Origin of the sequence: Novosphingobium nitrogenifigens DSM 19370, from assembly GCF_000192575.1 — a bacterium.
Lineage (GTDB): Bacteria > Pseudomonadota > Alphaproteobacteria > Sphingomonadales > Sphingomonadaceae > Novosphingobium > Novosphingobium nitrogenifigens.
This window is the reverse complement of record NZ_GL876933.1, coordinates 644698-666491: the sequence shown is the minus strand read 5'-3', so window position 1 is coordinate 666491 and position 21794 is coordinate 644698. Positions and strand designations below refer to the sequence as shown.

21 protein-coding genes are annotated in these 21794 nt (G+C 65.6%); 12 read left to right on the top strand and 9 right to left on the bottom strand.

All coding sequences use genetic code 11. From position 1 onward, the window contains the following. Position 1: 1 nt before the first annotated feature. The 6 genes from prfA (at position 2) to Y88_RS13005 (ending at position 7313) form a co-directional block, all read left to right on the top strand. Positions 2–1072, top strand: coding sequence for a peptide chain release factor 1 (gene prfA, locus Y88_RS13030; protein WP_008070027.1), 1071 nt, complete (start codon positions 2–4; stop codon positions 1070–1072). A gap of 8 nt (positions 1073–1080) precedes the next feature. Next, positions 1081–1929 (top strand): peptide chain release factor N(5)-glutamine methyltransferase, encoded by an 849-nt coding sequence (prmC, locus tag Y88_RS13025; RefSeq protein WP_008070026.1) that lies wholly within the window; start codon positions 1081–1083, stop codon positions 1927–1929. A 284-nt stretch (positions 1930–2213) separates the two neighbouring features. Next, complete coding sequence (locus Y88_RS13020) at positions 2214–3143, top strand: DUF4167 domain-containing protein (RefSeq protein WP_008070025.1); 930 nt, start codon at positions 2214–2216, stop codon at positions 3141–3143. 63 nt (positions 3144–3206) lie between these two features. Further along, positions 3207–4760, top strand: a complete 1554-nt coding sequence (gene lnt, locus Y88_RS13015; protein ID WP_008070024.1) for an apolipoprotein N-acyltransferase — start codon at positions 3207–3209, stop codon at positions 4758–4760. 39 nt (positions 4761–4799) lie between these two features. Next, positions 4800–6020 (top strand): methionine adenosyltransferase, encoded by a 1221-nt coding sequence (gene metK / locus Y88_RS13010; RefSeq protein WP_008070022.1) that lies wholly within the window; start codon positions 4800–4802, stop codon positions 6018–6020. Between the two features lie 315 nt (positions 6021–6335). Beyond that, entirely contained in the window at positions 6336–7313 is a 978-nt protein-coding gene (locus Y88_RS13005; protein ID WP_008070020.1) for a serine hydrolase, read from the top strand. Positions 7314–7520: 207 nt separating this feature from the next. On the opposite strand, the gene Y88_RS13000 is transcribed toward Y88_RS13005, so the two are convergent. Beyond that, complete coding sequence (locus tag Y88_RS13000) at positions 7521–7706, bottom strand: hypothetical protein (protein WP_008070018.1); 186 nt, start codon at positions 7704–7706, stop codon at positions 7521–7523. Positions 7707–7999: 293 nt separating this feature from the next. On the opposite strand from Y88_RS13000, the gene polA reads away from it, so the two are divergent. After that, the gene (gene polA, locus Y88_RS12995) at positions 8000–10843 is read left to right on the top strand and encodes a DNA polymerase I (protein ID WP_026166853.1); all 2844 of its coding nucleotides are present in this window, start codon (positions 8000–8002) and stop codon (positions 10841–10843) included. A gap of 29 nt (positions 10844–10872) precedes the next feature. Here polA and Y88_RS12990 read toward each other — a convergent pair whose 3' ends face one another. Beyond that, positions 10873–11220, bottom strand: a complete 348-nt coding sequence (locus tag Y88_RS12990; protein WP_008070014.1) for a DMT family protein — start codon at positions 11218–11220, stop codon at positions 10873–10875. 99 nt (positions 11221–11319) lie between these two features. On the opposite strand from Y88_RS12990, the gene Y88_RS12985 reads away from it, so the two are divergent. Then, entirely contained in the window at positions 11320–11646 is a 327-nt protein-coding gene (locus Y88_RS12985) for a YnfA family protein (protein ID WP_008070011.1), read from the top strand. A gap of 160 nt (positions 11647–11806) precedes the next feature. On the opposite strand, the gene Y88_RS12980 is transcribed toward Y88_RS12985, so the two are convergent. The 4 genes from Y88_RS12980 to gluQRS form a co-directional block, all read right to left on the bottom strand. Beyond that, entirely contained in the window at positions 11807–12676 is an 870-nt protein-coding gene (locus Y88_RS12980) for a 3-hydroxybutyryl-CoA dehydrogenase (protein WP_018075483.1), read from the bottom strand. A 116-nt stretch (positions 12677–12792) separates the two neighbouring features. Beyond that, positions 12793–13371, bottom strand: coding sequence for a cob(I)yrinic acid a,c-diamide adenosyltransferase (locus Y88_RS12975; protein ID WP_008070007.1), 579 nt, complete (start codon positions 13369–13371; stop codon positions 12793–12795). Between the two features lie 90 nt (positions 13372–13461). Then, a complete protein-coding gene (locus tag Y88_RS12970) occupies positions 13462–13695 on the bottom strand; it encodes an HIG1 domain-containing protein (protein ID WP_008070005.1) in 234 nt (77 codons plus the stop codon). Continuing rightward, a complete protein-coding gene (gluQRS, locus tag Y88_RS12965; protein ID WP_018075484.1) occupies positions 13692–14540 on the bottom strand; it encodes a tRNA glutamyl-Q(34) synthetase GluQRS in 849 nt (282 codons plus the stop codon). Before gluQRS ends, Y88_RS12970 begins: the two co-directional genes overlap by 4 nt. Positions 14541–15034: 494 nt before the next feature. On the opposite strand from gluQRS, the gene guaA reads away from it, so the two are divergent. Then, positions 15035–16594: a glutamine-hydrolyzing GMP synthase gene (gene guaA, locus Y88_RS12960; protein ID WP_008070002.1), complete on the top strand. Its 1560-nt coding sequence runs from the start codon at positions 15035–15037 to the stop codon at positions 16592–16594. A gap of 70 nt (positions 16595–16664) precedes the next feature. Here the strand turns inward: guaA and Y88_RS12955 are convergent, their stop codons facing one another. Then, entirely contained in the window at positions 16665–17606 is a 942-nt protein-coding gene (locus tag Y88_RS12955; protein WP_008070000.1) for a hypothetical protein, read from the bottom strand. 134 nt (positions 17607–17740) lie between these two features. Next, complete coding sequence (locus Y88_RS12950; protein ID WP_008069999.1) at positions 17741–18994, bottom strand: S8 family serine peptidase; 1254 nt, start codon at positions 18992–18994, stop codon at positions 17741–17743. A 4-nt stretch (positions 18995–18998) separates the two neighbouring features. Between Y88_RS12950 and Y88_RS12945 the strand changes: the two genes are divergently transcribed. Continuing rightward, on the top strand, positions 18999–19592 hold the full coding sequence (locus Y88_RS12945) for an RNA polymerase sigma factor (protein ID WP_018075486.1): 594 nt from the start codon (positions 18999–19001) through the stop codon (positions 19590–19592). Continuing rightward, positions 19589–20329: an anti-sigma factor gene (locus Y88_RS12940; protein WP_008069996.1), complete on the top strand. Its 741-nt coding sequence runs from the start codon at positions 19589–19591 to the stop codon at positions 20327–20329. Before Y88_RS12945 ends, Y88_RS12940 begins: the two co-directional genes overlap by 4 nt. Positions 20330–20347: 18 nt before the next feature. Here Y88_RS12940 and Y88_RS12935 read toward each other — a convergent pair whose 3' ends face one another. Beyond that, entirely contained in the window at positions 20348–21049 is a 702-nt protein-coding gene (locus Y88_RS12935) for a thioredoxin family protein (protein ID WP_008069995.1), read from the bottom strand. Between the two features lie 140 nt (positions 21050–21189). Between Y88_RS12935 and Y88_RS12930 the strand changes: the two genes are divergently transcribed. Then, a complete protein-coding gene (locus tag Y88_RS12930) occupies positions 21190–21642 on the top strand; it encodes a GNAT family acetyltransferase (protein WP_008069994.1) in 453 nt (150 codons plus the stop codon). Positions 21643–21794: the final 152 nt, after the last annotated feature.

Sequence of the window (21794 nt, the reverse complement as noted above, 5' to 3'; positions counted from 1 at the left end):
CATGACTATCGCTGATTCCCGGCTGGACCAGATCGCCGCGCGTTTTGCCGAACTGGAAGCACGCCTTGCTTCCGGGACGCTGGACGCCGAGGCCTTCATCGCCGCCAGCCGGGACTATGCCGAACTCGAACCCGTCGCGCACACGGCCCGCGACGTGCGCCTGCTGCGCGACGAACTCGCCAGCCTTGCCGCCCTCGACGAACCGGACGCGGACATGCGCGCGCTCGCCGAAGAGGAAATGGCGCGCATCCGGGCCGAACTGCCCGAGGCGGAACGTCGCCTGGCGCTCGCCATGCTGCCGCGCGACAATGCCGATTCGCATCCCGCCATGCTGGAAATCCGGGCCGGGACCGGCGGCGACGAAGCGGCCCTGTTCGCGGCCGACCTCTTCCGCATGTACGAGCGCTATGCCGCAGAGCAGGGGTGGAAAGTCGAAGTCATTTCCGCCAACGCCAGCGACATCGGCGGCTTCAAGGAAGTGATCGCCCATGTCGCGGGACAGGGGGTCTTTGCAAAGCTGAAGTACGAGAGCGGCGTCCACCGGGTGCAGCGCGTCCCCGTGACCGAAAGCGGCGGCCGCATCCACACCTCCGCCGCGACCGTCGCGGTCCTGCCCGAGCCTGACGAAGTCGACGTCTCGATCGACGACAAGGATCTCAAGATCGACATCTACCGTGCCTCGGGCGCGGGGGGGCAGCATGTGAACACCACCGATTCGGCGGTGCGCATCACCCACCTTCCGACCGGCATCGTCGTCACCCAGCAGGACGAGCGCAGCCAGCACAAGAACAAGGCCAAGGCGATGCAGGTCCTGCGCACGCGGCTTTACGACTTGCGCCGCGAACAGGCGCAGGGTGCCGAAGCCGAAGCGCGACGCGCCATGGTCGGGTCGGGCGACCGTTCCGAACGCATCCGCACCTACAATTTCCCGCAAGGGCGCGTGACCGACCACCGCATCAACCTGACACTCCACCGCCTGCCCGAAATCCTGGCCGGGACAGGCCTGGGCGAGTTGATCGACGCACTGACGGCCGAGGATCAGGCCAAGCGCCTCGCCGCGATGGACAGTTGAGACCGGGGGTGTCCCAGAACCCTCCCCCGACGATCGCGCAGGCGCTGGTCGAAGCCGCGCAGACCCTTGCCGCGACCAGCGACACCGCCCGGCTCGATGCCGAAGTGCTGATGGCCCATGCGCTGGGCGTGTCGCGCTCGGACCTCGTGTTGCGCCACATGCGCGATTCGGTGCCCGCGACGTTTGCCCCGCTGGTTGCCCGGCGAATGACGCACGAGCCGGTCGCCTATATCACCGGGCATCAGGAATTCTGGGGCCTCGACTTTCTGGTAGGGCCCGAGGTGCTGATCCCGCGCGGCGACACTGAGACTTTGGTCGAAGCTGCCGAGACCGCGTTCACCGCACGTCCGCCGCAAAGGATCATCGATCTCGGCACCGGTTCGGGCGCGCTGCTCTGTGCGGCGCTGTCGATCTGGCCGGGAGCACAAGGGATCGGCATCGACCGTTCGCAAGGCGCCCTTGCCATGGCGAGGGCCAATGCGAACCGCCTCGGCCTTGGCCAAAGAGCGCGAATCATCGCGGCAGACTGGCACACTCCGGGCTGGGCCAGGGATTTGGGACGCTTCGATCTCGTCCTTGCCAATCCGCCCTATGTGGAAACGAGCGCAGACCTCGACCGCAGCGTCGTCGATCATGAACCGCACTCCGCCTTGTTCGCAGGGGCAGAGGGTCTTGACGATTATCGCGTTCTTGTCCCGCAGCTTGGCGACCTTTTGGCGCCCGACGGGATCGCCATGATCGAGATCGGCTGGACTCAGGGCGAAGCGGTCTGCGCGTTGGCGCGACAGGGCGGTTTTGCCGCACAGGTCCACACCGACCTTGGTGGACGCCCAAGAGCTGTGGAAATAACCGCCTGAACCGCAAGAAACCGGGGATTTGACCGAATATTTCACTTGGCAAGGCCGCGACGCGCCACTAATTAGCCCCGCAGACAGGGGAACGGATGATGGCTTCCCGTCCCGGTCTGCTCCACCATTTGCGCAATAGTCGGTCTTCGTACCGGCGCCAGGCAGATGCTGGGATCGACCTCCCGCCTCGTCGCGTGGGGAGCGTAGACTAAGGTTGCGCTGCATAAGGGTACCCGCGAAACTTACCGGACCAGCCCTTTCGACAAGCCGGCCCAAATAAGGACGTGCCTGAGTTGAACAACAATCGTGGTAACAACCGTCGGCGCGGTCGTGGGAACAACCGCGCGCAGAACGGCGGTCAGCAGCTTAACCGCATCGATAGTCGCGCCCGGGGCAATGCGCCCCAGTTGCTGGAAAAGTATCGCAAGCTTGCGCAGGATGCTCATCTCAACGGCGACCGCGTCCAGGCCGAGTATTACCTCCAGTTTGCCGATCACTACTTCCGCGTGATCGCCGACACCCGTCTGCGTCAGGAAGAACAGCGTCAGCGCCAGAGCGGCGGCAACGGCTATAACCAGGGTTATGGCAGCGGCCACGGCAGTGTCAGCGGCGACCGCTGGCAGGACCAGGACGCCGAGGACGAAGCGCTCGAATTCGGCGGCGACAGCGATTTCCCGACCTTCGACCGTCCAGTCGTCGATCGCGGCAACAGCGACCGCAACGATCGCAACGATCGCCAGCCCCGTCGCGACGATCGAGACCGCGAACGCCGTGACGACCGTCGCGAAGATCGCGGCCCGCGCCAGCGCAACCACGAACGTGCGCCCGAACAGGCCGCCCCCGAATCCTTCACCGCGGACGCCGCGCCGATGGAAGGCGTGCGCGCTGCCGAAGGCGAACCGATCGCGGCAACCCCGGACAACCCCTTCATCCGCGAAAGCCGCCCGGCTCGCGGCCCGCGCGGTCGCAGCGAACGTCGTCCGCGTCGTGGCGAAACCGAAGCGGCTCCCCGCGACGAAGCCGGTGAAGCGGCCGAAGCTGCTCCGATCTTCGATCCGAGCAGCCTGCCGCCCGCCATCGGCCCGCGCCCCGACAGCGCGAGCGAAGCTGCGGTCGAAACGGCTCCCGAACCGGTTGCCGAAACGCCCGCACCCGCGCCCAAGAAGCGCGGTCGCCCTCGCAAGAACCCCCTGCCAGAAGCCCAACCGGCCGTCGAAGGCTGATCGGGTTCCGCCGCGAGCGGGCGCTGTATGGCGAGAGCTTTCCTTACGCTGGCCAGACTGCTGATGCTGCTGGCAGCCGGTGCCCTTGCGGCGACCGGCTTCCAGCCGCTGATGCTCTGGCCACTCACGCTCGCGGCCTTTGCCCTCCTCCTTGCCCTGCTCGACGGAGCGCCGCGCGCCCGTGACGCGGCCTGGGCCTCGTGGCTGTTCGGCGTCGGGCACTTCACGCTCGGCAACAACTGGATCGCCACCGCCTTTACCTATCAGGCCCAGATGCCCGCATGGCTGGGCTGGGTCGCGGTAGTCCTGCTTTCATTCTATCTCGCGATCTTCCCCATGCTGGCAGCACTCGGCGGCTGGTGGCTGCATCGCCGCGCGGGCCTTGCCCTCATTCCCTCGTTTGCCGCCTGCTGGACCATCTCGGAACTCATGCGCGGCCGGGCTTTCACCGGATTTCCGTGGAACCCGCTCGCCGCCGTGGCCCTCGGACCGTTCGACCGCCCCGGCCTTGCCGGACTTGCCGCATGGTGCGGCACTTATGCGCTCTCTGGCGGGATCGTCCTGCTCGCCGGGCTCTGGCTGATCGCGTGGCGCGAATGGCATTCGGGCCGACGCATCATCGCCTCGGCACTCGCCCTGGTTCCGGCGGCCTTGTTCATGGTCCCCCACGGCGGCGCGCCGGGGGACAGCCCCATCGCCTATACGTTGGTCCAGCCCAACATCGGGCAGGACCAGATCAACGACGCCTCGCGGTATGAAAGCCAGTTCCAGACACTGGCCAGCCTCTCGCGCCGCCTCCCCGTCGACGGATCGGGCGCGCGGGTCGTGCTCTGGCCCGAAGGCGCCGTCCCCGACTACCTGCGCCCGGGCTATGACGCATGGTGGTATCAGCAGACGACTTATGGCGGCGATCCCGCGATCGCGCGCGAACGCATGGGGCGCGTCATCGGCCCCAACAGCCTGCTGATGACCGGCGCGACCGATCTTTCTGTGGAAAAACGACAGGTTAACGGCGCCTGGAATGTCATCACCCTGCTCGACAGCAGCGGCGCGATCCGGGGCAATTATGCCAAGGCCCATCTGGTTCCTTACGGCGAATACCTGCCCATGCGGGACTTCCTGACGCCGATCGGACTGTCGCGACTCGTCTCGGGCGATCTCGATTTCCAATCCGGCCCCGGCCCCCAGACTCTCGACCTGGGCGATGCCGGAGAGGGCGGCTGGGGCCATCCCGGTTTCCAGATCTGCTATGAAATCGTCTTTTCAGGCGAAGTCACCGACCCGACCCGCCGCCCGGACTATATCTTCAATCCCTCCAACGACGGCTGGTTCGGCGCCTGGGGCCCTCCCCAGCATCTGGCGCAAGCCCGCCTGCGCGCGATCGAGGAAGGTATTCCTGTCCTGCGCTCCACCACCACGGGGATCAGCGCGGTGATCGACGCGGGCGGCGCGGTTCGCGCCTTCATTCCCCGCCATGCCGCCGACCGGCGCGACGGACGCATTCCGGCTGCCTTGCCGCCCACGCTCTTTGCCCGCCTTGGCAACATCCTTGCCCTTGGCTGGGCCATAGTCGTTCTTTTGCTCACCACGGTTGCCACACGGCGACGGGCCCGCTAGAGCGCATCAGACATAAAGCTTCCTTTATATGGTGCGGCAATGCGCAGCGATTATCTCTTCACTTCCGAAAGCGTTTCCGAAGGCCATCCGGACAAGGTCGCTGACCAGATCAGCGATGCGGTGGTCGACCTGTTCCTCGGCAAGGACCCCGAGGCGCGCATTGCCTGTGAAACCCTGACGACGACACAGCTCGTCGTGCTCGCCGGTGAAATCCGCGGCAAGGGCATCATGGACACCGACGGCAACTGGGCTCCGGGCGTTCCCGAAGAAGTCGAGCGGGTCGTTCGCGAAACCGTGCGCCGCATCGGCTACGAACAGGCCGGCTTCCACTGGCAGACCTTCCGCTTTGAAAACAACCTGCACCCGCAGTCGGCGCATATCGCGCAGGGCGTGGACGCGGGCGACAACAAGGACGAAGGCGCGGGCGACCAGGGCATCATGTTCGGTTTCGCCTGTGACGAGACGCCCGACCTGATGCCGGCAACGCTCGATTACAGCCACAAGATCCTTCAGCAGCTGGCCGCCGACCGTCATTCGGGCGCGGCGCCCTTCCTCGAACCTGACGCCAAGAGCCAGGTGACCCTGCGCTTTGCCGGGGGCAAGCCGGTCGAAGCCACCGCCATCGTCGTCTCGACCCAGCACAAGCCGGGCTATGACGAAGGCGCCAAGGACGCCGAGCTCAAGGCATGGGTCAAGGGCGCGATCGCCAAGGTGATCCCGGCCGAGATGCTGACGGACAACACCGTCTATCACATCAACCCGACCGGCAGCTTCGAAATCGGCGGCCCCGACGGCGACGCCGGGCTGACTGGGCGCAAGATCATCGTCGACACTTACGGCGGCGCCAGCCCGCACGGCGGCGGCGCGTTCTCGGGCAAGGACCCGACCAAGGTCGACCGCTCGGCGGCCTATGTCACCCGCTACCTTGCCAAGAACATCGTTGCGGCGGGCCTTGCCCATCGCTGCACGATCCAGGTCGCCTATGCGATCGGCGTGTCCGAGCCGCTGTCGCTCTATGTCGACACCCACGGCACCGGCGCAATCGACGACGCGGCACTCGAAGCTGCGGTTGCCAAGGTGGCACGCGAACGCCTGGGCGGGCTGACCCCGCGCGGCATCCGCGTCAATCTTGCACTCAACAAGCCGATCTATTCGCCGACCGCAGCTTACGGTCATTTCGGCCGCAAGCCCGAAGGCGATCTGTTCCCGTGGGAACGCACCGATCTGGTTGCCGATCTCAAGGCCGCAGCAGGCCTCTGACGATCTGGGGACACTGACGATCAGGGGATAGGGCGCGAGGGCAAAACCTTCGCGCCACCCCGCCCTTTTTTCGAACCCGCAGCGCACCCCGCAAGTCGCCTGCCGCACGGAGAAACCGCTCCGTCGCTCGCCCCGATTCCCCCGTCGGCCATTGCGATCACACCTTGCCGCATTCATTCCGGAAGGGGCAGACTGCCCCAAGCCAGCGCCCGGATGAATACCGAGGTTCTTTCCCCGCGAATTGCAATCGGTTAAGATCCCAGTCCTCCTAGGTCATAGAGGCGATCAGGGAAGCCTCAGGGGTACTGGCCGGCCATGCAAGGTCTCAAAGTTAACGCTCGCAAGATTTCGACCGTTCTCGCCGCGCTCGTCGCGGTGCCTGCACTGCTGGCGACGACGCCTGCGGTACAGAGCCGGTCGCCCGCCCCGGTTCAGGATCAGCACGATCTGGCTATCCAGCGCACGGTCGAAGCGATCGTGGCCCGCGCACGCGGTCGCGTCGGCGTGGCGGCGGTCGATCTCGACGGCGGCGGACAGGTTCTCGTCAACGGCGACATGCCCTTCCCGATGGCGAGCACCGCCAAGGTGGCCGTTGCCGCCACGTTCCTGGCCGGCGTCGAACAGGGCCGCCACCGACTCGACCAGCAACTGCCGATGATGATGCCTGTGGCCGAACGCTCACACAGCGCGGTCGCAGCCGTGCGCCCCGGCCCGGTCATGACTGCGCAGCAGTTGATGGAACTGATGATCACGCGCAGCAACAATCACGCCACCGACGGCCTGATTGCGGCAGTCGGCGGGATCGGCGCGGTCAATTCCTGGCTGTCGAAGAACGGCATCGTCGGGCAGCATCTCGACAGCACGATGGCAACGCTCGTCCGCGACGACGGTCACATCAATCCGGCCAAGACGATCGACACCCATACCAGCAGCACGCCGCGCGCTATGGCCGCGCTGCTCGCCGCGATCGACCGCGGCGGCGCCCTGAGCCCGCAGAGTCGCGCCGTCCTGCTCGACACGATGACGCGGACCAGCACCGGCAAGAACCGGATGCGCGCAGGCCTTCCCGAAGGCACCATCTTTGCCCACAAGACCGGAACGCTGTCAGGCGTTACCGACGACGTCGGCATTATCCGCCTGCCCGACGGGCGCCATCTTGCACTGGCCGTATTCGTCGCCGGTCCGGAAGGGCACCTCATCCATGCCAACATGATCGCGCAGATCACCCGCGCGCTTTACGACGGCTATAGCCAGATCCTGCCGCGCAGCGACATTCAGCAAAGTCGCCGCTGATCTGCGGCCTTATTGCGGTCACGAGAAAGGCGCCCAATGGGCGCCTTTTTTCATGCCCGATGAAAGGGCCAGAGCGATTCCCGCAGCCGGTCGCAGGATATGGAAACGCCGGACATGGAAAAAGGGAGCCCGGCCCGTCGACCCGACTCCCTCTTCCTATTCCCCGTCATAAAGACGGTGCCGGTAATCTACCCTTGCGGGCGAAGATTACTTAGCGGCAGCGCTCGCGTCGGCGGCAGCTTCCGAGCTGGCATCAGCAGCGACGTCCGAAGCGTCAGCCGAACCGGTGTCGGTGGCTTCAACAGCGGCTTCGGTGGCTTCCGGAGCCTTCTCCGAGCAGCCCGCGAGAGCAAAAGCGGTGCCGGCGACAGCGGCGAGGATGAGCTTGCGCATGCGTTACAATCCCTGGATTGAAGTGAACCGCGCCGGGCAAGCAGCCCGCCGCAAAGCCTACTCTGGCGATAGACTTCCAGCCCCAATTAATCGGCAATTCATCGCGTTGCAAGCGTTCTGCGCACTTGCAGCGTCACCCTTGTCATATCGCCGTGGAAGCGAAGGCTTTTTATGCCCCGGAAAACCGCACGTTCAAGCGCCTTTCAGGTGCGATGGAACGTTGCATCCACAAGACTGATCGTTGCCACGCGCAAGGCTGGCGGTTTGCCGCTTCGCTCGCTAACAGGGCCAGCATGGACGTTCCCGCCAAGCCTCGCAACCACCTCTATCTCGTCGATGGTTCGGCCTATATTTTCAGGGCCTATCACCGCCTGCCCCCGCTCACCAACCCGCAGGGTGTGCCGGTCGGCGCGGTCTATGGCTATACGACCATGCTGTGGAAGCTGGCCGAGGACCTTCACGCGGCGGACGGCCCGACTCACCTCGCGGTGATTCTCGACAAGGGCTCGGTGACGTTCCGAAACGAACTTTATGACGCCTACAAGGCAAACCGGCCGCCTCCGCCTGAGGATCTGGTTCCCCAGTTCCCCCTGATTCGCGACGCCACCCGCGCGTTCAGCCTCGCTTGCATCGAGGAAGCGGGTCTCGAGGCCGACGATCTCATCGCCTCCTATACGCGTGCCGCAGCGGCACAGGGCTGGGACGTCACCATCGTCTCGTCGGACAAGGACCTCATGCAGCTGGTGGGGGAATACCCCGGCGGCGGACGCGTCGACATGCTCGACACCATGAAGAACCAGCGCGTCTTCATTCCCGAAGTGGTCGACAAGTTCGGCGTCCCCCCTGAAAAGGTCGGCGACGTTCTCGCGCTGATGGGTGACGCGGTCGACAACGTGCCCGGCATTCGCGGCATCGGCCCCAAGACCGCGACCAAGCTCATTCAGGAAAACGGCGACCTCGAAACCGCATTGGCCAATGCCCCCGCGATGAAGGCGGGCAAATTGCGCGAAAGCCTGATCGAGCAGGCCGACATGGCACGCCTGTCGCGCAAGCTCATCGCGCTCAAAGACGATTGCGCACTGCCGATCCCGCTCGACGATTTCACGCTCGGCCCGATTCCGCCCGATCCGCTCGCGGCCTTCCTGGGCGAGCACGGCTTTACCAGCCTTCTGCGCAAGCTCGGCACGCGCGAAACGGCAGCCCCTGCGGCACGCACCACCGGCGCCCCTGCTCCGGCCGCACCGACGGCCCCGGAAACCGGGAATCGCCAGCCCCTGCCCGAATGGCCCGCCATCGACACGGCCGCCTATCCCTGCGTACAGGACGAAGCCGATCTCGAAGAGTGGATCGCCCGGGCACAGGCGGCCGGTCTCGTCGCGGTCGATACCGAAACGAGCGCGCTCGATGCGGTGGGCGCCGATCTCGTCGGGATCAGCCTTGCGACCGGCCCCGGCGCTGCCTGCTACATCCCGCTCGGCCACGGCAACACCACCGACATGTTTGCCGAACGCCCGCGCCAGATCGACAAGGCCCGCGCGCTCGCCCTGCTCAAGCCGCTGCTCGAAGACGATTCGGTCCTGAAAGTCGGACAGAACATCAAGTACGACCTGACCGTGCTCGCCCGTCACGGCATTGCGGTCGCCCCGATCGACGACACCATGGTGATGAGCTTCTGCCTCGACGCCGGGCGCGGCGAACCGATGCCGTTCGGTCACGGCATGGACGAACTGGCCGAACGCCACCTTGGCCACACGACGATCAAGTTCAAGGACGTGGCCGGGACCGGCAAGAAAGCCATTTCCTTTGCCGAAGTCCCCCTGCCCGACGCCACGCGCTATGCGGCCGAAGATGCCGAAGTGACATGGCGCCTTCATGCCGTCCTCGCCCCGCGTCTTGCCGAGGAAGGCGGCACCCGCATCTACCAGCGGGTCGACCGTCCGCTGGTGCAGGTCATTGCCACGATGGAAGGCCACGGCATCAAGGTCGATCGCGAACGCCTGGCCACGCTGTCGGGCGAATTCGCCACCCGCATCGCCGCGCTGGAAAGCGTGATCCACGAAAAGGCGGGCACGACGTTCACCATCGGCAGCCCCAAACAGCTTGGTGAAGTCCTGTTCGACAAGCTGGGCTACAAGGGCGGCAAAAAGGGCAAGAGCGGCCAGTATTCGACCGACCAGTCGGTTCTGGAAACGCTCGCCTCACAAGGCGCCGAAGTCGCGACGCTCGTGCTCGAATGGCGCCAGCTGTCCAAGCTCAAGTCGACGTACACCGATGCGCTTCAGGCCGCGATCAACCCCGCCACCGGACGCGTCCACACCAGCTATTCGCTGGTCGGCGCACAGACCGGGCGCCTGTCGTCGAACGACCCCAATCTGCAGAACATTCCGGTCCGCACCGAAATCGGGCGCCAGATTCGCGACGCCTTCGTCGCCGAACCGGGCCATGTCCTGCTCTCGGCCGACTACAGCCAGATCGAACTGCGCCTTGCCGCCCACATCGCCGACGTTCCCGCACTTCGCGAAGCCTTTGCCCATGGCGAGGACATTCACGCGCGCACGGCCATGGAGCTGTTCGGCGAAGTGAACCGCGACACCCGCGGTCGCGCCAAGACGATCAACTTCGCGATTCTCTACGGCATCAGCCGCTGGGGCCTTGCCACGCGTCTGGGCACCAGTGCGGATGAAGCGCAGGCGATGATCGATCGCTATTTCGAACGTTTCCCCGGCATTCAGCGCTACATCCACGAAACGCTCGAACACGTGCGCGATCGCGGCTATTCCGAGACGCTGTTCGGGCGCAAGACCTGGTTCCCGCGCATCGCCTCGAAAACGCAGGCCGAACGCGCAGGGAGCGAACGCGCGGCCATCAACGCCCCGATCCAGGGGACATGCGCCGACATCATCAAGCGCGCGATGGCCCGCATGACCCCCGCCCTTGTCGAAGCCGGGCTCGGCCATGTCCGCATGCTGCTGCAAGTCCACGACGAACTCGTCTTCGAACTTCCCGAAAGCGATGTCGCGGCGGCAAGTGCAGTGATCGAGCGCGTCATGGCCACGGCCGCAGAACCCGCAGTCAAGCTGTCGGTTCCGCTCGGCGTCGAGATCGGCACCGGACCGTCATGGGGCGCCGCGCACTAGTCGGTTTCGCTCAAGCGGCGGTTGGGGCCCTATCGGCCGAGGAACATGAACCCCACCGCGCCGATCAGGCAGGCGAGCGCGCCCAGATGCCGCAAAGTGACCGGTTCGCCGAGCACCACGACCATGAAGACGCCGAAAATGACGAGCGCAATCGTTTCCTGAATCACTTTCAGCTGCCCCGGCGACCACCCGTGGGCATATCCGATCCGGTTGGCAGGGACGGCGAGGCAATATTCGAACAGGGCGAGCCCCCAGCTGATCCCGATGACCAGCGGCAGGGGGCGTGCCTCGGCCACGGCGGCGCCACCGCGCAAGTGCCAGTACCAGGCCGTCGTCATGAAGGCATTGGACAGAATCAGAAGCAGGATCGTCTGCACGAGGGATCTTTCACAGCGGAGCGGAAGGCTCTCCCCTGATATGCGCAACCAAGACGGGGATGGAAAGACAAACGGTGCCGGGTCTGCCAAGGTCGGGCAATGCAGGCTGCGATCATCTATCTCGCGGCAGCCCTTGCGGAAATCGGGGGCTGCTTTTCGTTCTGGGCATGGCTGCGCATGGGCAAATCGCCGCTCTGGCTCGTGCCCGGCGGCGCATCGCTCGCTCTTTTCGCGTGGCTTTTGACTCGCGTGGACAGCGCCGAGGCTGGGCGCGCCTATGCGGCCTATGGCGGGATCTATATCACGACGTCATTGGTATGGCTGTGGGCCGTCGAAGGAGTGCGCCCGGATCGCTGGGATATCGGCGGCACGGCGCTGTGCCTGATCGGAGCCTGCGTGATCTATTTCGGCCCGCACCGCGCCTGAAGCGAGGCAGGGAACTCCGCGCGCCTGAGGCGACGGGCAATTGGGGTGCGCGGTGGGACGCGCGGAGCAAGGGAAAGGTTCCATGCCTTGCCCCGCGCGACAACTCAGGAAAAATGCCTACACCGATCTGCAACGAGCGGATCCTCGTTGCAGAACCGCATCAACGCGTCGGGACGGGCGTCTCGCCGCTATAGTCATAGAAGCCGCGCCCGGCCTTGCGCCCGAGCCAGCCGGCTTCGACATACTTCATCAACAGCGGCGCCGGACGGTACTTGCTGTCGCCGGTCGTGTTGTAAAGCACGCGCACGATTTCAAGGCAGGTATCAAGACCGATGAAGTCGGCCAGTTCGAGCGGCCCCATCGGGTGATTGAGCCCGAGCTTCACACCCTTGTCGATGTCGGCAATGCTGGCCGTGCCGTTGCCGAGCACGAAGCAGGCTTCGTTGAGCATGGGCACGAGGATGCGGTTGACGATGAAGCCGGGTTCATCCTGCGAGACCACGACTTCCTTGCCCAATCCTTCGGCAAAAGTGCGCACGGCCGAAACCGTCGCCGCACTGGTGGCAAGGCCGGGGATGATCTCAACGAGCTTCATCACCGGAACGGGATTGAAGAAGTGGACGCCGACGAAGCGGGCCGGATCGGGCGTGCCCGCGGCCATGCGGGTGATCGGGATCGAGCTGGTGTTCGAGGCCAGGATCGCCTGGGGCGCAAGCACTTTGCCTGCCGCCTCGAAAATGCGTGCCTTGATCTCTTCGCGCTCGGTCGCGGCCTCGACGATCAGGTCCGCATCGGTCATGGCGGCATAATCGGTGATCGGGGTGATCCGCGACAGCGCTGCTTCCGCGTCGGCAGCGACGATCTTTTCCTTTTCGACCAGACGACCCAGGCTCTTGGCGATCTTCGCCTTCGCCTTTTCGGCCAGCGCGATGTCGACGTCGGCGAGCAGGACGTCCGTTCCCGACTGGGCCACGACCTGGGCGATGCCCGATCCCATCTGCCCGGCTCCGATCACTGCAACCTTGCGCATTTCCAAGTCTCCAATTGCTGCGGCGCATTCGTGCCCTGCCACAGGAACAGGGCCATGTCCTTGATCGCGGTCCTTTTTGACAGGCTCGCGACCGGTTTACGGTTTCGCCTTTCCGATCAGGCGCGCGAGGCGCCCGGCACCCACAACGGGTCAGCGCCGGCATTGATCGCCCGCGCCAGCACGAAAAGGTAGTCGGACAAACGGTTTACATAGGTCAGCGCGGCGGGATTGACCGGCTCGGCGGCTGCCAGTGCGGCAATCGCGCGTTCGGCGCGACGGGCAATGGCTCGGGCCAGATGCACGCGCGCAGCCGCTTCGCTGCCGCCGGGAAGGATGAAGCTGGTGAGCGGGGGCAGCGTGTCGTTGTGCCGGTCGATCACCGTTTCGAGCCATTCGACCTGCCCCGGAACGATGCGCAGGACCATGTCGGTCGGCGCGAAATCAGGCGTGTCGAACGCGCCGAGCGGCGTCGCGAGATCGGCCCCCAGATCGAAGAGGTCGTTCTGGATACGGCCGAGTTCTGCCGCGACATCGGCGGCAACGACCAGAGTCGCAAGGCCGACCGCGCTGTTCAACTCATCGACTTCGCCGATGGCGACCATGCGCTCGTCGTACTTGGCACGACGCGAGCCATCGACAAGGCCGGTAGTGCCGTCGTCACCCGTGCGGGTATAGATCTTGTTGAGCTTGACCAAGGCGGATTACTCTCCGGAAAAACAGGGATATTTCGGCATGTCGTGACACGCCGTGGCGGATTTTGCGGCGTCTGGCAATCTCCGCTGCTTTTACTTGTGCCCGGCCATCGCCAGAAGGATCGCGACGACGACAACCGCCAGTCCCTGGAACTTGATGCGGTTCATCATCATGCGGTTCTGCAGCAGCTGCATCTCGCGCAGTGCGCCGTCGCCCTTTTCGATCCCTTCACGGGTCGTCCGCATGAACGCCGCGATTCCCCGCGCCAGTGACCAGACGGTCAGGCCCATCAGCACAAGCAGGACGGGGGCGAGGACATAGATCATGGCACCATGTTTACGTATTCGGAGAAGGAAAGACCAGAGTCCAAAAGCCCCGCCCGCAATCGTTCGGCAAGGGCACGCCCGTCCTCCCCGGCCCGACGGCGATCGCCGAGCGAAGGCGCGCCACGCCGCTTGGCCAGCTTGCGCCCGTCGCTTTCGACGATCACCCGGTGATGGTGCCAGACCGGCACCGGCAGTCCGAGCAAGGCCTGAAGCAGGCGATGGACATGAGTCGCGGCAAAGAGATCGGCCCCGCGCGTCACCACGCTCACGCCGTCAAAAGCATCGTCGGCCGTAGCGGCAAGGTGATAGCTGGCAGGCGCATCCTTGCGCCAGAGAACGACATCGCCGAGCAGATCGGGGCGGGCCTCCTGCTCGCCCCGCCGCTCGTCACGCCAGGTCAGCGGGCCGGTGGCGGCAAGCGCACGGGCGACATCGATCCGCCACACGACATCGCGCCCGGGCGGCACCGGACGGGTTCGGCAGGTGCCGGGATAGACCGGCCCGTCGGGACCGACTTTCGTCGCGGCGGCGGCAATTTCGGCGCGGGTACAGCCGCAGGGATAGACGAGGCCACGGCGATGGAGCGAATCGAAAGCCGCGCGATAGCGGGCGATTCGCGTCGATTGTGCTGCCACTTCGCGCCACTCAAGGCCCAGCCAGGCAAGGTCGGCGCGGAATTCTTCGGAAAGCTCGCTGCGGCTGCGCGCGCCGTCGATGTCCTCGACTCGCAGCAGGAACAGTCCCTCGTCCTCGCGCGCACGGTCGTGCGCCACGATGGCCGCATAGGCATGGCCCAGGTGGAGGGGGCCGTTGGGACTGGGGGCAAAACGGGTAACGGTCGTCATCACGCCCGCGTTTCTGGCGCGGAACGGAAAAAAGTGCAAAAGACGACGGAAAAACGACCAAGACGACTGGCCCAGAGGCGACAAATTCCGCCTTGGGTCAGCCGAAATGGAAAGATCGTGTGCCGAACCGGACGCTCAGACGAGCGTGGCGGTGAACATCAGGCCGCTGATACCAGCAGCGAGGATGATCGGCAGCACGACTGAAGCGATGCTGCGCATAATGTCCTCCTTGGAATGAAGGCTCTTTCAGGCAGTCTCCCAGGTTCGGTGCGCCGGCAGGGTGTGGAATGCAGGAGCGTCTGAACCGAGGCCGCAAATACGCCTTTTGACGTACATCACAAGTGCGGAGTCAGCGACTCTATTTGCAGTATTTGCAATTCGAATTTTGCATTGCGTGCTTCTCAATTGCCTTTTCAAAAGATTCACGGGGCCGCCGTGACCTGCCTTTTCCGGCAAGGCTGGACAGCGCAGGCGCACGTCTCTATCGGCCGGCCATGAGCATCGAGACTTCCGAATCCATCCTGATCGTCGACTTCGGCAGCCAGGTGACGCAGCTGATCGCGCGGCGCGTGCGCGAGGCCGGCGTCTATTCCGAAATCGCTCCCTTCACGCAGGCCGAAGCCGCCTTTGCCCGGATGAAGCCCAAGGGGATCATTCTCTCGGGCTCTCCGGCCAGCGTGCCCGCCGACGGCAGCCCGCGCGCACCGCAAGTGCTGTTCGACAGCGGCCTGCCCATTCTGGGCATCTGTTACGGCCAGCAGGTCATGAGCCAGCAGCTGGGCGGCCAGGTCGAACCGGGCGATGCCGGTGAATTCGGCCGCGCCTTCCTGACCGTGACTGAACCCTGCGTCCTCTTCGACGGACTGTGGCAGGTGGGCGAACGTCATCAGGTGTGGATGAGCCACGGCGACAAGGTCACCGAATTCGCCTCCGGCTTCCGCATCGTCGCGGTATCCGACGGCGCGCCCTTTGCCGTGATCGCCGACGACACGCGCAAGTATTACGGCACCCAGTTCCACCCCGAAGTCGTGCACACGCCCGACGGGGGCAAGCTCATCGCCAATTTCGTCCGTCACGTCTGCGGCTGTCGCGGTGACTGGACCATGGCCGAATTCCGCAAGACCAAGATCGCGGAAATCCGCGAACAGGTCGGTGACGCGCGCGTCATCTGCGGCCTTTCGGGCGGGGTCGATTCGGCGGTCGCCGCCGTTCTTATCCACGAAGCGATCGGCGACCAGCTGACCTGCGTCTTCGTCGATCACGGATTGATGCGCCTTGGCGAAGCCGAACAGGTCGTCGGCCTGTTCCGCAACCATTACAACATCCCGCTGGTTCACCGCGATGCCTCGACCCTGTTCCTGAAAGGACTGGAAGGCGTCACCGATCCGGAAGCCAAGCGCAAATTCATCGGCAAGACCTTCATCGACGTGTTCGAGGAAGAAGCCCGCCAGGTCGGCGGCGCAGATTTCCTTGCCCAGGGCACGCTCTATCCCGACGTCATCGAAAGCGTGTCGTTCACCGGCGGGCCTTCGGTCACGATCAAGAGCCACCACAATGTCGGCGGCCTGCCCGAACGCATGAATATGAAGCTGGTCGAGCCGCTGCGCGAACTGTTCAAGGACGAAGTCCGCGAACTGGGCCGCGAACTGGGCCTGCCCGACATCTTCGTCGGCCGCCACCCCTTCCCCGGCCCCGGCCTTGCCATCCGCATCCCGGGCGAAGTCACCCGCGAACGCTGCGACATCCTGCGCAAGGCGGACGCGATCTACCTCGACGAAATCCGCAAGGCGGGTCTCTACGACGCGATCTGGCAGGCCTTTGCAGTGCTGCTGCCGGTACGCACGGTCGGCGTCATGGGCGACTTCCGCACGTATGATTCGGTCTGTGCCCTGCGCGCAGTGACTTCGACCGACGGCATGACCGCCGACATCTATCCCTTCGACGCCGGGTTCCTGTCCCGCGTGGCGACCCGCATTGTCAACGAAGTGAAGGGCATCAACCGTGTAGTCTATGACTACACCTCGAAGCCGCCCGGCACGATCGAGTGGGAATGATCCCCTGACCGAACACGAAAAGGGCCCCAGACGACAATCTGCGGCCCTTTTTTCATGATGAAAGGTGGGGTCAGCGGCCCGGCGCCTGCCCCGTCTTTCCACCCCCCGTCGTGTTGCCTTGCGCCGTCCCGTTGCCCGGCGTGCTGCCATCGAGTGCGACCAGGCCCTTGCCCGAACCGTTCGCTGCGACACCCGTTGCAGGAAAAGTAAGGTCGGTCTTGCCCGCACGGACGACAAGGCTTCGGACCTGACCGCTGCTGTCGGCAACGACCTGCTTCACTTTGCCCAGGCGCGCGCCGGTCGGCGTCATGAACGCCATGCCCGGCGCGACCGGAACCGTCCCGGCCAAATTCCCCGCCGCGCTCCCCGCCAGGGCAAGGCTGCCCCGCCCTGCCGCGCCGCTCACCAGAACCGCGTCGTTCGCAGCGCCAGTCGCCAAATGATTCGCCGACCGATCCGCCATCCGGGCCGCTGTCGAGGCATAGCGGCTCGCGCGCGTGACCGCACCGGTTGCTGCTGCGGTCGTGGCCGTGCGGACCGACTGCGCCGTCGAGGTCACGGCATCGCTACCGACCAGTTGCGCCTGCGCGCTGCCCGATCCGCTTGCCGAACCGGCGGCATTGCCCGCCAGTGCGAGTGTGCGGGTGCCCGCTGCCGGAGCCGTGGCCGTCGCGGTCTGCGTCAGCCCGGCCGAACCGGATGCCGAACCGCTGCGCTGGGCCGAAACCTTGCCGGTGCGGGGATTGGCGGACTGGGTTCCGCTGGTCGTCGCGGCCCCTCGGGCGACCGTGCGGGTCGAGGACGCGGCGCTGCCCACTTCATCGTCGAAGCTGCCGACCGTGCTGCCCACGCCCCCAAAACCACCGCCAAAACCACCGAGACCGCCCGAGAGGCCACCCATCCCGCCCAGACCGCCACCGAGCGCACCACCCAGATGCTGGGCGTTGGCAGGCATGGCCATCGTGCAAAGCGAAAGCGCGGCAAGGGTCAGGGTCGTCTTCATCCGGTTCATCGCTCGTCTCCTGTCGTTCCTGGTTCCGAGCCGCATTCATTCGGGCTCTAGGAAAGGAACGGATGCCGCGCGATTTTTGATCCGGAAAAAACGACATTTCTCACAAGACAATGAAATACCTATGTTTTAATTACTCAAATACCCTTGCGACAGGTCTCGCACAGGATGCCGCGCCCGACGCGCGCGCCTGCAGGTCGAGCTTCGCCATTGGCCCGGACCAGTGACTGTGACGCATCGGCCCCGCTCGCCCGATAGGCAGCAAGTCGTGCCGCGACGAGGGGCGCTGCAAACGAGGTTCCGCGCAAGGCCCGCGTCCTTCCGTCAAGGCCGATGCCGGTCATGTCCGCCCCGGGCGCCGCATAGTCGAGATGAAGCGCATGGCCCGCCTCGAACAGGACCCGGCGACGTCCGTCGATGCCGGTCACGGCCACGACCCCGTCATAGGAAGCCGGATAGGAAGGCGGCGAGGCAGCCCCGTCGTTGCCGACTGCGGCGACCACGGTCATGCCCTGCGCCAGCACGGCGGCTACGGCCCGAGCCAGCAGCGGATTGGACGGGCCGACCAGGCTGATCGACACCACCGGCACATGTTCGCGCGCCATCCACCCCAGCGCCCGCGCAATCGCAAAGGCGCTGCCGCCTGCCGGATCGCGGCCATAGACGTCGGCGACATGAACGGCCCCCGCGCCCGCGCCGCGCAAAAGCGAAACGATCGCTTGCGCGTGATCGTCGGGGCAAGGCGCTCCGGCAGCGAAACCGGCCTGCGCGACGATACGCGGGCCCGGCAGGACACCCCCGTCGACAAGACCGATGCGCCCGCCATTGGGCGCCAGGAGCGCCGCGCCTCCTTTCCCGCCCCCTGCGCTGCCGCTTTCGAAATGAAGTTGATCGGCGGTGATCGTCCGGCCGGGCAGGACATGGCGCAAGTGGCGGAGGGCCGCGGCAAGGCTCTCGCCCGACGGGCTGGCAAAACGGGCATAAGGCAGATCGAGCCCGTCGATCCGACCCGTTTCGAGCAGTGCAAAACCGGCCTCGCCCGCCACCTTCAGCCCGGCGTCATCGGGATCGAGCAAGAGGAGTTCATGCGCGCGCGCCGGTTGCCCGAGATCGTCGACCTCCACCGTATCGCGGTGGGTGCGCACGAATGCAGCGAGACGGTCGGTCCGGGCGCGAACCATTCGGGCAAGATCCTGCCCCAGCGCATCGACAGGCTCGAGCACGGTGCCGATCCCCGACCGCAGTCGATCGAGCGAACCGGCCACGCCACCGCCGGGCAAAGCGGTCGGCAATCCCAGCTGCCCGCCCAGTTGGGCCATCGCCGGTCCCGCAACCAAGACCGCTGGCAGGACCGCCGCCAGAACCAGAAAGGCCGTGTATCGCCGCGCCATGGGCTTGTCCCCGGTTGAATTTCATCGCACCACTGCGGATCAAACGACCCTGGTCGTCCGTTCCATCCATGACCGTTCCGTCAAAGACAAGGCATCGGCGTTGAAATCGGCCCCATTCGGCGAGGAACTCGTGAGGCTGCTGCCGCAAATGCGGCGCTTTGCCCGCGGACTTGCCCGCGATGCGACCGACGGCGACGACTTGTGCCAGGCAACGATCGAGCGCGCGCTCAAGTCTGCGCATCTGTGGCAGGAAGGAACGCGGCTCGATGCATGGGTGTACAGGATCATGCGCAATCTCTGGATCGACGAAGCCCGGGCCCGCACGCGGCGCGGCCAGACTTTCGTGCCCGAAGAGGAAGGCGATCACGTCGGCATCGCCGGGGATGCGGGGATCGAGGCCCATGCCGAACTCGGGAATGTCGCCCGCGCCATGATCCACTTGCCCGACGAACAGCGCGAAGCGGTCATGCTCGTTCTGGTCGAAGGGTTTGCCTACAAGGAAGCCGCCGAAATCATCGGCTGCCCGATCGGGACGCTGACATCGCGGCTCGTGCGCGGGCGCGAAGCCCTGATGCGGGCGCTGGGAGAATTGCCGTGACCGTCACGCCCGAAGAAATCATGGCCTATGTCGACGACGAACTCGACACGCCCGCGCGCGAGCGCGTGACGCTCGCCGCGCTGGCCGACCCGGCCCTTGCCGAACGCATCGCCGCCGAACGCGCGGTTCGCGACAGCCTGCGCGCGCATTTCGCCAAAGTCGACGACGAACCGCTTCCCGCCGAATGGGTCGCCATGATCCGGAGCAGTGACGCCCCCACTGCGCCAACTGCGCAAGTCCATTCGCTCGACGAAGCCCGCGCGCGGCGCACACCGGCCTGGCGGCAACCCGTCTGGTTCGGGGCGGCGATTGCCGCATCGCTGGTGCTCGGGCTTTTTGCCGGAACGCGGATAACCTCGCCCGGACCGATCGTGACGCGCGGCGGCGCCCTTGTCGCCGGGGGCGAACTCGCCGGAGCGCTCGACCACCAACTGGCCTCGGCCAATGCGGGGGCGCCGGTGCAGATCCTGGGGTCGTTCCGCCGTGGCGACGGCAGTTTGTGCCGGGTCTTCAGCGGTCGCGCGGCCTCGGGCATTGCCTGCCGCGCGCAAGACGCATGGCAATTGCAGCACGTTCTGCCCGGCACGCAGGAAACCGGAACCGCCTATCGACAGGCCGGATCGGCGCAGGCCGAGCTTATGGAACTCGCTCAGCAGATGGCGACCGGCGATCCGCTCGACGCAGCGCAAGAGCAGGCCGCGATGAACGAGGGCTGGCGCGGGGCTGCCCGGAAATAGAGATGGAGACCGGCCCTCCTATGGACGGCGCCCGGGCTGCACCACGAACCCGCCATAGGCCTTGCCGGGATGCGCTTCGGCAAGGAGCTGCTGGATCACCTTTTCCGACTGGTCATAGTCGCCTTCGCCGAAATGGCTGTGGCGGATGCGCCCTTGCGCATCGACGAAATAGTGTGCGGGCCAATAGCGGTTCGAGAACGAATTCCAGATACGGTAGTCGTTGTCGGTGACCACCGGATAAGTGATGTCGAACCGCGCGATCGCCCGGCGCACATTGCCCAGGTCCTTTTCGAAATCGAACTCGGGTGCATGGACGCCGACAATGACCAGGCCGTCCTTGCCGTATTTGTCCTGCCACGCCTTGAGATAGGGCAGCGTATGCAGGCAATTGATGCAGCTGTAGGTCCAGAAATCGACCAGAACCACTTTGCCGCGCAGATCCTGTCGCGACAGCGGGGCCGAATTGATCCAGGTTCCACCGACATCGAGCGAAGGCACCTCGCCTTGCGAGGCAAGCGCGGGCGCGCTGCCGAGCAGGCTGCCCGCGATGGCGCCGACGACAGCCCCCATCGCGCCCACTCCGGCAAGCCCGCCCAGGACCGCCCCGCCCAGTGCCGAGCGCCGACCGCGTCGCAGGCGCCGGTCTCCGGTTACGAGCAGAATGGTCAGGCAGGAAACCGCCAGGGCACCGCCCAGCATGGTGAGGAGAAGTGCGGCCATCGAACGTCGCTCCGAATGGGGGGAACCCGCCCTTCCATTCGTTCTGCCCCGCCCGGCGGTTACACGCAGCGGGGTTGCCTCTGCGCCGGTCGGGTGCCATCCCCCCCGCCCGACGGAAAGGATCTCCCGGAACCTCCTTGATGCCCGACATGACCCAAACCACGATTTCCATTCGCACGGCGCAGGACGCCGATGCCCCGGCCGTCATCGCCTTGTGGCAGGCTGCGGGACTGACCCGGCCGTGGAATGATCCGGCAACCGACTACGCCCTTGCCCTTGCCCACCCCATGGCCCGCGTGCTGATCGCAGACGACCGGGGGCGGGACGGGCATAGCCCGGTCGGGACGATCATGGCCGGATACGACGGCCATCGCGGCTGGTTCTATTACCTCGGCGTCGCCCCCACGGCGCAGCGGCAAGGTATCGGCAGGATGCTTGTCCGCGCGGCCGAGGCATGGCTGACCTCCGTCGGCTGCCCCAAGGCCATGTTGATGGTGCGCAGCGACAATGCGGCGGTGACCGCGTTCTACACAGCGCTCGGTTATGAAGCGCAGGCGGTCACGACTCTGGGGCGTCGCCTCGACGGACGGTGAAATCAAATCCGAAAACCGTCAAAGGGCCGTAACATATGGCCAATCGGTAATCATTTGCTCACTGCCGGTTCGGGCCGCATTTCCTAAATGCAGATCCGGCGATGGACGGTCGCCCAGAATCGCGACGAGACGGTCCCCTGTTCCGATTCCTT